The 12,044-nt window shown below is 71.4% G+C and carries 16 protein-coding genes and 1 pseudogene; 1 reads left to right on the top strand and 16 read right to left on the bottom strand.

What is annotated here, in order from left to right; translation table 11 throughout:
- From J7E91_RS35260 to hisI, 8 genes and pseudogenes are all read right to left on the bottom strand, one after another.
- Positions 1-295 (bottom strand): annotated as a pseudogene (locus tag J7E91_RS35260) (tryptophan synthase subunit beta); the annotation flags it as partial.
- 134 nt (positions 296-429) lie between these two features.
- Positions 430-651: a tryptophan biosynthesis modulator TrpM gene (trpM, locus tag J7E91_RS35255; protein WP_214911495.1), complete on the bottom strand. Its 222-nt coding sequence runs from the start codon at positions 649-651 to the stop codon at positions 430-432.
- An 11-nt stretch (positions 652-662) separates the two neighbouring features.
- The gene (gene trpC, locus J7E91_RS35250; RefSeq protein ID WP_214911493.1) at positions 663-1,472 is read right to left on the bottom strand and encodes an indole-3-glycerol phosphate synthase TrpC; all 810 of its coding nucleotides are present in this window, start codon (positions 1,470-1,472) and stop codon (positions 663-665) included.
- A gap of 115 nt (positions 1,473-1,587) precedes the next feature.
- Positions 1,588-2,079 (bottom strand): DUF2752 domain-containing protein, encoded by a 492-nt coding sequence (locus J7E91_RS35245; protein ID WP_214911491.1) that lies wholly within the window; start codon positions 2,077-2,079, stop codon positions 1,588-1,590.
- Between the two features lie 93 nt (positions 2,080-2,172).
- Positions 2,173-2,439, bottom strand: a complete 267-nt coding sequence (locus J7E91_RS35240; protein ID WP_214911489.1) for an HGxxPAAW family protein — start codon at positions 2,437-2,439, stop codon at positions 2,173-2,175.
- A 104-nt stretch (positions 2,440-2,543) separates the two neighbouring features.
- Positions 2,544-3,203, bottom strand: coding sequence for a TIGR02234 family membrane protein (locus J7E91_RS35235; RefSeq protein ID WP_214911487.1), 660 nt, complete (start codon positions 3,201-3,203; stop codon positions 2,544-2,546).
- A gap of 35 nt (positions 3,204-3,238) precedes the next feature.
- Positions 3,239-4,717 carry an anthranilate synthase component I gene (locus J7E91_RS35230; RefSeq protein WP_214911485.1) on the bottom strand — a complete coding sequence of 493 codons (1,479 nt, stop codon included), beginning with the start codon at positions 4,715-4,717 and terminating at the stop codon, positions 3,239-3,241.
- Positions 4,718-4,728: 11 nt separating this feature from the next.
- Positions 4,729-5,097, bottom strand: a complete 369-nt coding sequence (hisI, locus tag J7E91_RS35225; protein ID WP_214911483.1) for a phosphoribosyl-AMP cyclohydrolase — start codon at positions 5,095-5,097, stop codon at positions 4,729-4,731.
- Between the two features lie 110 nt (positions 5,098-5,207).
- On the opposite strand from hisI, the gene J7E91_RS35220 reads away from it, so the two are divergent.
- Positions 5,208-5,846 carry a TIGR03085 family metal-binding protein gene (locus J7E91_RS35220; protein ID WP_214911481.1) on the top strand — a complete coding sequence of 213 codons (639 nt, stop codon included), beginning with the start codon at positions 5,208-5,210 and terminating at the stop codon, positions 5,844-5,846.
- A gap of 312 nt (positions 5,847-6,158) precedes the next feature.
- Here the strand turns inward: J7E91_RS35220 and hisF are convergent, their stop codons facing one another.
- From hisF to hisD, 8 genes are read right to left on the bottom strand one after another with little or no spacing between them, the layout of a single operon-like run.
- Positions 6,159-6,914 (bottom strand): imidazole glycerol phosphate synthase subunit HisF, encoded by a 756-nt coding sequence (gene hisF, locus J7E91_RS35215; RefSeq protein WP_214911479.1) that lies wholly within the window; start codon positions 6,912-6,914, stop codon positions 6,159-6,161.
- Positions 6,911-7,324 (bottom strand): RidA family protein, encoded by a 414-nt coding sequence (locus J7E91_RS35210; RefSeq protein ID WP_214911477.1) that lies wholly within the window; start codon positions 7,322-7,324, stop codon positions 6,911-6,913. Before J7E91_RS35210 ends, hisF begins: the two co-directional genes overlap by 4 nt.
- On the bottom strand, positions 7,321-8,052 hold the full coding sequence (gene priA, locus J7E91_RS35205) for a bifunctional 1-(5-phosphoribosyl)-5-((5-phosphoribosylamino)methylideneamino)imidazole-4-carboxamide isomerase/phosphoribosylanthranilate isomerase PriA (protein WP_214911475.1): 732 nt from the start codon (positions 8,050-8,052) through the stop codon (positions 7,321-7,323). The genes J7E91_RS35210 and priA overlap by 4 nt, the downstream gene beginning before the upstream one ends.
- Positions 8,052-8,693 carry an imidazole glycerol phosphate synthase subunit HisH gene (gene hisH, locus J7E91_RS35200; RefSeq protein ID WP_028811494.1) on the bottom strand — a complete coding sequence of 214 codons (642 nt, stop codon included), beginning with the start codon at positions 8,691-8,693 and terminating at the stop codon, positions 8,052-8,054. The genes priA and hisH overlap by 1 nt, the downstream gene beginning before the upstream one ends.
- Positions 8,690-8,857 (bottom strand): hypothetical protein, encoded by a 168-nt coding sequence (locus tag J7E91_RS35195; RefSeq protein ID WP_028811493.1) that lies wholly within the window; start codon positions 8,855-8,857, stop codon positions 8,690-8,692. Before J7E91_RS35195 ends, hisH begins: the two co-directional genes overlap by 4 nt.
- Positions 8,854-9,456, bottom strand: coding sequence for an imidazoleglycerol-phosphate dehydratase HisB (gene hisB / locus J7E91_RS35190; RefSeq protein WP_214911473.1), 603 nt, complete (start codon positions 9,454-9,456; stop codon positions 8,854-8,856). Before hisB ends, J7E91_RS35195 begins: the two co-directional genes overlap by 4 nt.
- Positions 9,453-10,580 (bottom strand): histidinol-phosphate transaminase, encoded by a 1,128-nt coding sequence (locus J7E91_RS35185; protein WP_214911471.1) that lies wholly within the window; start codon positions 10,578-10,580, stop codon positions 9,453-9,455. The genes hisB and J7E91_RS35185 overlap by 4 nt, the downstream gene beginning before the upstream one ends.
- On the bottom strand, positions 10,577-11,899 hold the full coding sequence (gene hisD / locus J7E91_RS35180) for a histidinol dehydrogenase (RefSeq protein ID WP_214911469.1): 1,323 nt from the start codon (positions 11,897-11,899) through the stop codon (positions 10,577-10,579). The genes J7E91_RS35185 and hisD overlap by 4 nt, the downstream gene beginning before the upstream one ends.
- Between the last annotated feature and the right edge of the window lie 145 nt (positions 11,900-12,044).

Below are 12,044 nucleotides of genomic sequence, written 5' to 3'. Positions count from 1 at the left end.
GCGAGCCGGTGTGGTTGAGGTCTTCGCGCTTGAGGAAGATCCGCGCGCCGCCCGCATGTTCGGCGAACCGCCGTACCTCGGTCAGCGAGCTGGGCCGGCCCGTGTAGTTGACCATCAGCTCGTTCAGCTCGGCCGCGAACGCCGGGTCGGACTTGGCCTTGTCGTACTCGACGGCGACCTCGTCGACCGCGGCGACGAGCGCCTCGGGGATGAACTTGCCGCCGTACGCGCCGAAGTAGCCCTCGGCGCTGGGGACGGTGCCCTCGGGGTCCGGAATGAAGAAGTCAGAAGACATCCGACGTACTCCTCAGAAGGGGCTCGCGCCCCATGAAAGATCAACGGGTTGACTGGACCGTATGCGCTGCGCGCGAATCCGCCCCGCTACGCCTCAAGGCATTCGGGCGTACGGGCATGACAGACCGCGGATCGCTACAGCGCGCCTTCGGTGCGCCATCGCATGCCGTTGATCTGGCCCGGCTCGGAACCGATGTGGTACCGCACCCGGCGTCCCCGCACCCGCCGCGCCGGAGCCCGGCACCCGCGCGGACGGCACCCGCGTGCCAGCGGCGCGTGCGGGTCGCGCGCCCGCGCCCCGGCGAGCGGGCGAAGGCCCGGCCGGGTGAGTGCGACGGTACGGCGGACAGCGGTCATCGGGGTGGCAGTCAGCTCCGGCCGTGGCGCAGGGCGGGGTGGGCGCCCGCGGCGACCAGGTCGGCAACGGCGCCCTTCGGGTCGCGGCCGGTGACCAGCGACTCGCCCACGAGCACCGCGTCGGCGCCCGCGTTGGCGTACGCGATGAGGTCGTGCGGGCCGCGGACGCCGGACTCGGCGACCGTGACGATGCCGGCCGGGATCTCGGGGGCGACGCGCTCGAACGTGCCGCGGTCGACCTTGAGCGTCTTGAGGTTGCGCGCGTTGATACCGATGATCTTCGCGCCGGCCTCGACCGCGCGCTCGACCTCTTCCTCGTCGTGCGCCTCGACCAGCGGCGTGAGCCCGATGGACTCGGCCCGCTCGATCAGGGAGACGAGGGCCTCCTGCTCCAGGGCGGCGACGATCAGCAGCGCCAGGTCGGCGCCGTACGCCCGCGCCTCCCACAGCTGGTAGGCCGTGACGATGAAGTCCTTGCGCAGCAGCGGGATGTCGACCTTGGCGCGTACGGCCTCCAGGTCGGCCAGCGAACCGCCGAAGCGCCGCTGCTCGGTCAGTACGGAGATGACGGCCGCGCCGCCCGCCTCGTAGTCGGCGGCGAGTCCGGCCGGGTCGGCGATCGCGGCGAGCGCGCCCTTGGAGGGGCTGGAGCGCTTGACCTCGCAGATGACCTTGACGCCGTCGCCGCGCAGGGCGGCGACTCCGTCCTTGGCCGGGGCCGCCTTCGCCGCGCGGTCTTTGAGCTCGTCGAGACTTACGCTTGCCTGCCGCTCCGCAAGGTCGGCGAGCACGCCTTCGATGATCTCGTCGAGCACACTCACGCGAGCGGCCCCCTTCCGGGAGGGTGATGGTGGACCAGGATCAGCCATACCAATGCTATCCGCAGGAGGCCTCAGGTCTCGCATCGAGTGGCGACCAGTCCCACCACCTGGGACTTCAGGGGGCGAGCGCCGAGCCGAACGGCAGGTTCCGGACGACGCTGAAGACCGCTGCCACGGCGCCGATCGCCCACCAGTGGACGGGCTTGAGCGTGATCCGCACGGGGATTCCCCGGCCGGCGCGTACCACCCAGACGGCCCACAGCACGGCGAAGACTCCGTAGCCGACGACGGCCATGGCGTTGGCGCCGAAGGCAGCCGCCAGATCGCCGGTGGCGACGGCGTGCGCGCTGCGCAGTCCGCCGCAGCCGGGGCAGTAGATGCCGGTGAGCTGGAGGAGCGGGCACACGGGATAGTGGCCCGGCTCGTTGGGGTCGACCGTGCCGACGTACGTGAAGGCAGCCAGTACGCCCGCCATCGCGGCGGCCGGTGCGGCGAGCCGCCGGGCGAGGGACGCGGGAGCGGGTCGCACGGGGGCCGGTGAGGGCGGCGGCGAAGGGGCCGGGGCAGGCGAAGGCACGGTATCCACCCGCCGATTGTCCCCGCTCATGAGGAAAGGCGCAGCCCGTCAGGACTGCGCCTCGCGTCAGCACCGCATCGGCGCCGCATCAGCACCGGCGAAGGGCCGGGCCGGGGAAAGCCGTCAGTGGGTCTGGATCTGGCTGCTGGGCTGCGCCCGGCCGGCCTCTTCACGGGCCCGGCGCATCTCCTCGGACTCCTTGGCCATGCCGAGACCCGCGGCCTTCATGGCCATTCCGACGACACCACCGAGCAGTATCACGACGATTCCCGCCCAGAAGCCGAGCGGATTGGCCAGCACCGTGAAGGCGCCCGAAATGCAGAAACCGATGAAGGCGATGGTGACACCGGTCCAGGCGGCCGGGGTGTGTCCGTGGCTGCTGCCCGCCATGAGTTGCTCCTCGTTGCTGTTGCTCTGTGGTGAGGGGTGAGTCCGTGAGTCGTACGCTCGTCGCTCATTGTCCCGCACGATGACAGGCGACGTGATCTCGGGGGTCATGCGTCGCGCGTCGGGTCCTCGCCGCGGTCGAGTGCCTTCCAGAGGTCCTCGGGCCGGTCCGGGTCCGGGGCGGCGGGCGCCTTGCGGGCCCGTGGGCTGCCGTCGCGCTCGTAACGGCCCGACATGGCGGGCCACTTCCGGCCGCACCACAGCGCGAGCAGCCCGGCGGCCAGGATCAGCAGGCCACCGGCCGCGGTCACGTACGGCCACGCGGTGTGGGTCAGGGAGCCGGCCGTCGCCGCGGCGTCGCCGGTCATCTCCGCGGCCTTCTCGTCGAGCGCCGCGCCGCCGGACGCGCCGAGGAGAGCGGTGACGGCGGCGCCCGCGCCGCTCAGCGCGAGCAGCCCCGCGACCAGCAGGCGGCCCGCCCTGCGGACGGCGAATACGGCGACCAGCGCGGCGAGGCCGACGATGGCCAGCGCCGCGGGGGCGCCGGTGACGTCCTGCCCCTCGACGTCGAGCGGCAGCGCCCCGCCCGGGACCACGGCCGCGCCCTCGGCCCAGGTGCGGCCGGAGGCGAGGAGCACGACGGCGGCGCCGAGGGCACCGAGCAGCAGCGCGGCGGCGAGACTGCGGCGGCCCGTGGAGGCGGCCGGCGCGGTCTCGCTGCGCGGAAGCGGAAGAGGTACGGGGGTTGCGGCACTCACGTACTCCACTATCCCTTACGCCCGTTCCGCGCCCAGGAGGGGGCTCAGAGGCGGTTCGCCGTGTGCACCGCGCGCAGCACAGCGGCCGCCTTGTTCCGGCACTCGGTGTCCTCGGCGACGGGGTCGGAATCGGCCACCACACCCGCTCCGGCCTGCACGTACGCCGTGCCGTCCCGCAGCAGGGCGGTGCGGATGGCGATGGCGGTGTCGGAGTCGCCGGCGAAGTCGAGGTAGCCGACGCAGCCGCCGTACAGGCCGCGGCGCGACGGCTCCAGCTCCTCGATGATCTGCATGGCGCGCGGCTTCGGAGCGCCGGACAGCGTCCCGGCCGGGAAACAGGCGGTCAGTACGTCGAAGGCGCTGCGGCCCGGCGCGACCCGCCCCGTCACGGTCGACACGATGTGCATGACGTGCGAGTACCGCTCGACGGACATGAAGTCGACGACCTCGACGCTGCCGGGCTCGCAGACCCGCCCGAGGTCATTGCGGCCGAGGTCGACGAGCATCAGGTGTTCGGCGCGCTCCTTGGGGTCGGCGAGCAGCTCGTCGGCGAGGGCCTGGTCCTCCTGCGGCGTGGCGCCCCGGTGCCGGGTCCCGGCGATGGGGTGCACCATGGCGCGCCCGTCCTCGACCTTGACCAGCGCCTCGGGGCTGGAGCCGACGACGTCGAAGCCGTCGAAGCGGAAGAGGTACATGTACGGCGACGGGTTGGTGGCGCGCAGCACCCGGTAGACGTCGAGCGCGCTCGCCGTGCACGGTGTCTCGAAGCGCTGGGACGGTACGACCTGGAAGGCCTCGCCCGCGCGGATGCGCTCCTTGATGTCGTCGACGGCGGCCTGGTAGGCCTCGCCGCCCCACAGCGCGGTGTACGGCGGCAGCTCGGACGGCGGCAGGGTGGTGGGCGCGGTCGGCACGGCCCGGCTGAGGTCGGCCTCCATCGCGTCGAGCCGGGCGACGGCGTCGGCGTACGCCTCGTCGACGCCCGTGTCGAGGTCGTTGTGGTTGATCGCGTTGGCGATCAGCAGCACCGAGCCGTCCCAGTGGTCGAGTACGGCGAGGTCCGAGGTCAGCAGCATGGTCAGTTCGGGCAGCCGGAGATCGTCCCGCCCGTGCTCGCCGATCTTCTCCAGGCGGCGTACGACGTCGTACCCGAGGTAACCGACCATGCCGCCGGTGAACGGCGGCAGGCCGCCCGCGAGGTCGCGCGGGGTGTGCAGGGCCTCGATGGTGGCGCGCAGCGCGTCGAGCGGATCGCCGCCCACGGGTACGCCGACGGGCGGGGTCCCGAGCCAGTGCGCCTGACCGTCGCGGACGGTGAGGGTGGCGGCGCTGCGTACGCCGACGAAGGAGTACCGGGACCAGGAGCGCCCGTTCTCGGCGGACTCCAGCAGAAAAGTCCCGGGGCGCTCGGCGGCGAGCTTGCGGTACAGGCCCACGGGCGTGTCGCCGTCCGCGAGCAGCCTGCGGCTGACGGGGATGACACGCCGGTCGACGGCCAGCTTGCGGAAGGTCTCGATGTCCATGGCCGGTGACCTTACTTCGCGAGGGGGAGCAGTACGTCGGAGTCGAAGCAGGTGCGGTCGCCGGTGTGGCAGGCGGCGCCGACCTGGTCGACCCGTACGAGCACGGTGTCGGCGTCGCAGTCCAGGGCGACGGACTTGACGTGCTGGAAGTGCCCGGACGTGTCGCCCTTGACCCAGTACTCCTGGCGGCTGCGCGACCAGTACGTGCAGCGGCCGGTGGTCAGGGTCCGGTGGAGCGCCTCGTCGTCCATCCACCCGAGCATCAGCACCTCACCGGTGTCGTACTGCTGGGCGATGGCCGGGACCAGGCCGTCGGCGCCGCGCTTGAGGCGGGCGGCGATGGCGGGGTCGAGACTGCTGGGAGGGGGCGTACTGGTCATGTCCGCCATTGTGCCGTGCCCCGGACGCCGTCCGGTCATTGGACGCATTGGACTCATCGAACGCGCGGCGCCGTGGCACTGGCGGGGGCAACGGCCGTACGCTGGCCGTCATGTCGACCCATGCCAAGCGTGAACGACTCCTCCTCGCCGACCTGCTGGAGGCGGCCGGACCCGATGCCCCGACGCTGTGCGACGGCTGGAACACCCGTGAGCTCGCCGCCCATGTGGTGGTGCGCGAGCGCCGCGCCGACGCGGCGGGCGGGATAATCCTCGGGGCGCTGAAGAGCCGGCTCGAACGGGTGCAGGCGGAGTTCGCCGCGAAGCCGTACGAGGAATTGATCCAGCTCATCCGTACGGGTCCGCCACGGATGTCTCCGTACGCCCTCAAACAGCTCGACGAGGCCGCCAACACCGTCGAGTTCTACGTCCATGCCGAGGATGTCCGGCGGGCGCAGCCCGACTGGACGCCGCGCGAGCTCGACGCGGTCTTCGCGAACGCCCTGTGGTCGCGGATCGAGAAGGCGGCGCGTGTGCTGGGCCGGAAGGCGCCGGTGGGTGTGGTGCTGCGGCGCCCGGACGGGCAGACGGCGGTGGCGCATCGCGGGACGCCGGTGGTGACGGTCACGGGTGAGCCGGGTGAGCTGGTGCTGTTCGCCTTCGGGCGGCAGGACGCGGCGCAGGTGCAGATGGAAGGCGACAAGGACGCGATCGAGCGCCTGCGCGACGCGAAGCTGGGCATCGCGATGTAGCGAGCTACTGGCCGACCGCTGCGCGGGGCCTTTTCCCCACCCCGCCCCTTCCCGAACTGGGGGCAGGCCCCCAGACCCCCGGGACGCCCTACGGGCGTGTCCTCAAACGCCGGACGGGCTGGATGTGCCGCGCAGCGGCAACTCTCAGCCCCTCCTGCGTTTGAGGAGCGGGGTCGGGGGCGGAGCCCCAGCAACCCCCGGCCCACCCCAGCCCGTCCGGCGCTTGAGGACCGGGGCCTGGGGCAGCGCCCCAGTTCGGGAAGGGGCGGGTCGGGGAAAGCCCCGCGCAGCGGCTCCCGCCCTCTGCCCCCGCTAGCGGACCGGGTGGCCCGCCTCGCGCAGGGTGTCCTTGACCTGGGAGATCCGCAGGTCGCCGAAGTGGAACACCGACGCCGCCAGCACCGCGTCCGCCCCCGCCTCGATCGCCGGCGGGAAGTGGTCGAGGCGGCCCGCGCCGCCCGACGCGATCACCGGCACCGTCACGTGCTTGCGCACCGCCGCGATCATCTCCGTGTCGTAGCCGTCCTTCGTGCCGTCGGCGTCCATCGAGTTGAGCAGGATCTCGCCCGCGCCCAGCTCCGCCGCCCGGTGCGCCCACTCGACCGCGTCGATGCCGGCGGACTTGCGCCCTCCGTGCGTCGTGACCTCGAAGGAGCCGGATTCCGTACGGCGTGCGTCGACCGACAGGACGAGAACCTGGCGCCCGAAGCGTTCCGCGATCTCGCGGATCAGGTCGGGGCGGGCGATGGCGGCGGTGTTGACGCCGACCTTGTCCGCGCCGGCCCGCAGCAGCTTGTCGACGTCCTCGGTGGTGCGTACGCCGCCGCCGACCGTCAGCGGGATGAAGACCTGCTCGGCGGTGCGCCGCACCACGTCGTACGTCGTCTCCCGGTTGCCGGAGGACGCGGTGATGTCGAGGAACGTCAGCTCGTCGGCGCCCTCCGCGTCGTACAGCTTGGCCATCTCGACGGGGTCACCGGCGTCGCGCAGGTTCTGGAAGTTGACGCCCTTGACGACCCGGCCGTTGTCGACGTCCAGGCAGGGGATCACTCGGACCGCGAGGGTCATGCCGCCCCACCTCCCCGGTAGGCCTCGAGCTCGATCTCGACGACCAGGCTCGGGTCCACAAAACCCGAGACGATGATCAGCGACGCCGCCGGGCGGACGTCGTCGAACAGCTCCTTGTGGGCGCGGCCCACGTCGTCGACGTCCCGCGCGTGCGTGATGTACATGCGGGTGCGGACCACATCGTCACGGCCCAGGCCGACCTGCTCCAGCGCGCCGAAGGCGACGCCGAAGGCGGTGATGGTCTGCTCGTACGGCGTACCGGCGTCGATGACGCCGTCCACGACCGACGTGCAGCCCGACACCAGGACGAGCCCGTTCGGCAGCTCCACCGCGCGGGAGTAGCCGAACTGCTCCTCCCACGGGGCGCCGGTCGAGACCTTGCGTACGGAACCGGAAGAGGAAACCGTCATGCGGACACCGCCGCCAGCGCCTCTTCCAGCGTGAACGCCTTCGCGTACAGCGCCTTGCCGACGATCGCGCCCTCGACGCCCTCGGGGACGAGCGACGCGATCGCGCGCAGGTCGTCGAGGGACGAGACGCCGCCGGAGGCGACGACGGGCTTGTCGGTCGCGGCGCAGACGTTCTTCAGGAGTTCCAGGTTCGGGCCCTGGAGCGTGCCGTCCTTGGCGATGTCGGTCACGACGTACCGCGCGCAGCCCTCGGAGTCGAGGCGCGCCAGCGTCTCGTAGAGGTCGCCGCCGTCGCGGGTCCAGCCACGGCCGCGCAGGGTCGTGCCGCGTACGTCGAGGCCGACCGCGATCTTGTCGCCGTACTCCGCGATGACCTTGGCGACCCACTCGGGGGTCTCCAGCGCGGCCGTGCCGAGGTTGACGCGCTTACAGCCGGTGGCGAGCGCGGCGGCGAGCGAGGCGTCGTCGCGGATGCCGCCGGACAGCTCGACCTTGATGTCCATGGAGCGGGCGACCTCGGCGATCTGATCCCGGTTGTCACCGGTGCCGAATGCCGCGTCGAGGTCGACGAGGTGCAGCCACTCGGCGCCCGCCTGCTGCCAGGCGAGGGCGGCCTGGAGCGGATCGCCGTACGACGTCTCCGAGCCGGACTCGCCATGGACCAGGCGCACGGCCTGGCCGTCGCGGACGTCGACGGCGGGGAGGAGTTCAAGCTTCGCGGAAGGCATCAGAGGGTTCCGATCCAGTTGGTCAGCAGCTGGGCGCCGGCGTCGCCGGACTTCTCGGGGTGGAACTGGGTCGCCCACAGCGCGCCGTTCTCGACGGCCGCCACGAAGGTCTCACCGTGCGTGCTCCAGGTGACCTTCGGCGCGCGGATCTTGGCGTTGGTGACTTCCAGGCTCCAGTCGTGCACGGCGTACGAGTGCACGAAGTAGTAGCGCGTGTCGGCGTCGAGGCCGGCGAACAGTTCGCTGTCCTCGGGCGCCTGGACCGTGTTCCAGCCCATGTGGGGGACGACGGGTGCCTTGAGCGGGCCGACGGTGCCGGGCCACTCGTCGAGGCCTTCGGTCTCCACGCCGTGCTCGATGCCGCGCTCGAAGAGGATCTGCATGCCCACGCAGATGCCCATGACCGGGCGGCCACCGGCCAGCCTGCGGCCGACGATCCAGTCGCCGCGCGCCTCGCGCAGCCCCGTCATACAGGCGGAGAAGGCACCGACGCCGGGGACGAGGAGCCCGTCGGCGTTCATGGCCTTGTCGAAGTCGCGGGTGATCTCGACGTCCGCGCCGACGTGGGCCAGCGCCCGCTCGGCGGACCGGACGTTGCCGAAGCCGTAGTCGAAGACGACGATCTTCTTCTTGTCGCTCATTCCCAGAGTCCTTGAATTCGCATGACACCGGCGACCAGGCACATCACTGCGCCGATACCGAGAAGCACGATGACGCCCTTGGGCAGCTGCTGCTTCCAGAAGGAGTACACGCCCCCCAGGAGGAAGAGGCCGACGACGATCAGGACGGTCGAGAGGCCTGTCACAGTGCGCCCTTGGTCGACGGGAGGATGCCGGCGGCGCGCGGGTCGTGCTCCGAGGCGTACCGCAGGGCACGGGCCAGGGCCTTGAACTGGCACTCCACGATGTGGTGCGCGTTGCGCCCGTACGGGACGTGCACGTGCAGGGCGATCTGGGCCTGCGCGACGAAGGACTCCAGGATGTGCCGGGTCATCGTCGTGTCGTACTCGCCGATCATCGGCGCCATCTTCTCCGGCTCGGTGTGTACGAGGTACGGGCGGCCGGAGAGGTCCACGGTGACCTGGGCGAGCGACTCGTCCAGCGGCACCGTGCAGTTGCCGAAGCGGTAGATGCCGACCTTGTCGCCGAGCGCCTGCTTGAAGGCGGCGCCGAGCGCGAGGGCGGTGTCCTCGATCGTGTGGTGCGAGTCGATGTGCAGGTCGCCGTCGGTCTTCACGGTGAGGTCGAAGAGGCCGTGGCGGCCGAGCTGGTCGAGCATGTGGTCGTAGAAGCCGACGCCTGTCGACACATCGACCTTGCCGGTGCCGTCGAGGTTTATCTCGACGACGACCGAGGTCTCCTTGGTGGTGCGCTCGATCCTGCCGATGCGGCCGACGCGAGTCATGAGCTCTGCTCCTTCTTGAGTTCGCGTACCGCATCCAGGAACGCGTCGTTCTCTTCGGGGGTGCCGGCGGTGACCCGCAGCCAGCCCGGTACGCCGTTGTCCCGGACCAGGACTCCCTGGTCGAGGATCCGCTGCCACGCCTCGTGGGAGCCGGCCGCGCCGTCGAACCGGCCGAACTGGACGAAGTTCGCGTCCGAGTCCGTGACCTCGTATCCGATGGCGCGCAGCTCGTTGACCAGGCGGTCCCGCTCGGTCTTGAGCTGCTCGACGTACCCCAGCAGCGTATCGGTGTGCTCCAGCGCGGCGAGCGCGGTGGCCTGGGTGACGGACGACAGGTGGTACGGCAGGCGCACCAGCTGTACGGCGTCGACCACGGCGGGGTCGGCCGCGAGGTAGCCGAGGCGCAGGCCGGCGGCGCCGAAGGCCTTCGACATGGTGCGGGACAGCACCATGTTGGGGCGGCCCTCGATCAGCGGCAGCAGGGACGGGTGGTGGCTGAATTCGCCGTACGCCTCGTCGACGACGACCAGGGACGGCTTGGCCGCCTGGGCGGCCTCGTACAGCGCGAGGACGGTGTCCGCTCCGACCGCGGTGCCCGTGGGGTTGTTGGGCGAGGTGATGAAGACGACGTCGGGGCGGTGCTCGGCGATGGCCTTCTCGGCCGCCGCGACGTCGATGGTGAAGTCCTCGTTGCGCGGACCGGAGATCCAGCCGGTGCCGGTGCCGCGCGAGATGAGGCCGTGCATGGAGTACGACGGCTCGAAGCCGATCGCGGTACGGCCGGGGCCGCCGAAGGTCTGGAGGAGCTGCTGGATGACCTCGTTGGAGCCGTTGGCCGCCCAGACGTTTTCCATGGCGACCTGGTGCCCGGCGGTGCGGGTGAGGTAGCGGGCCAGCTCGGTGCGCAGCTCGACCGCGTCCCGGTCCGGATAGCGGTTGAGCTCGCGGGCCGCGTCGCGCACCCGCTCGGCGATGCGCTCGACGAGCGCCTCGGGCAGCGGGTACGGGTTCTCGTTGGTGTTGAGGCGTACGGGCACGTCCAGCTGCGGCGCGCCGTACGGGGACTTGCCGCGCAGCTCGTCGCGGATGGGGAGGTCGTCGATACGGGTCGTCGTACGCGTCATTCGGTCGGCACCTTCCATCCGAAGCGCGCCTTCAGGGCTGCGCCGTGCGCCGGAAGGTCCTCCGCTTCCGCCAGCGTCACCACGTGGTGCGTGACCTCGGCGAGCGCGTCGCGCGTGTAGTCCACGATGTGGATTCCGCGCAGGAACGACTGGACCGACAGACCCGACGAGTGGCAGGCGCAGCCGCCGGTCGGCAGGACGTGGTTGGACCCGGCGCAGTAGTCCCCGAGCGAGACCGGGGCGTACGGGCCGACGAAGATCGCGCCGGCGTTGCGTACGCGCCGGGCGAGCGCGGCGGCGTCGGCGGTCTGGATCTCCAGGTGCTCGGCGCCGTACGCGTCGACGACCTTGAGGCCCTCCTCCATGGAGTCGACCAGGACGATGGACGACTGCTTGCCGCCGAGCGCCGGGATGATCCGGTCATCGCTGTGCTTGGTGGCCGCGACCTGCGGCTCCAGTTCCTTCTCGACCGCGTCCGCGAGTTCCTCCGAGTCCGTCACCAGGACGGCGGCGGCCAGCGGGTCGTGCTCGGCCTGGCTGATCAGGTCGGCGGCGACGTGCACCGGGTCGGCCGTCTCGTCCGCGAGGACGGCGATCTCGGTCGGTCCGGCCTCGGTGTCGATGCCGATGAGGCCGGTGAAGTAGCGCTTGGCTGCGGCGACCCAGATGTTGCCGGGGCCGGTGACCATGTTGACGGGCGCGCACTCGTCGGTGCCGTACGCGAACATCGCGACGGCGGTGGCGCCGCCCGCGGCGTACACCTCGTCGATGCCGAGCAGCGCGCAGGCCGCCAGGATCGTCGGGTGCGGCAGGCCGCCGAACTCCTTCTGCGCGGGAGAGGCGAGCGCGATGGACTCGACGCCGGCCTCCTGCGCCGGGACCACGTTCATGATCACGGAGGAGGGGTAGACGGACCGGCCACCGGGCGCGTAGAGGCCCACCCGCCCGACCGGCACCCACCGCTCGGTGACGGTGCCGCCGGGTACGACCTGGGTGGTGTGCTCGCCGCGCCGCTGCTCGCGGTGCACGATGCGGGCGCGCCGGATGGATTCCTCCAGAGCGGCCCTGACCTTGGGGTCGAGCTGCGCCAAGGCTGTGGCGAGCGCTTCGGCCGGAACCCGTACGCGCTCCAGCTTCACGCCGTCGAATTTCTCCGCGTACTCGATCAGCGCCGCCGTGCCCCGATGATGCACGTCCTCGCAGATGGGCCGCACCTTTTCGAGGGCGGCCTGTACGTCGAAGTCGGCACGGGGCAGCAGGTCGCGCAGGTCGGCGCCCTCGGGGAGGGCGTCACCGCGCAGATCGATTCGAGAGATCACGCTGCCAATTCTCTCAGACCCCATCCGGCAGCCGAGCCTCCGTATCACTGGCTGATACACACCCCAGGAGTCTTTCGTGACCACTAGCGTTCAGCCCGTCACTCAGAGGGAAGAACGGCTGTACGAATCGGCGAAAGGGGCGGCC

This window comes from Streptomyces sp. ISL-99 (assembly GCF_018614005.1).
Classification (GTDB): domain Bacteria; phylum Actinomycetota; class Actinomycetes; order Streptomycetales; family Streptomycetaceae; genus Streptomyces; species Streptomyces flavidovirens.
The sequence above is the reverse complement of the archived record's forward strand: the minus strand, read 5'-3'. Positions and strand labels throughout refer to the sequence as shown.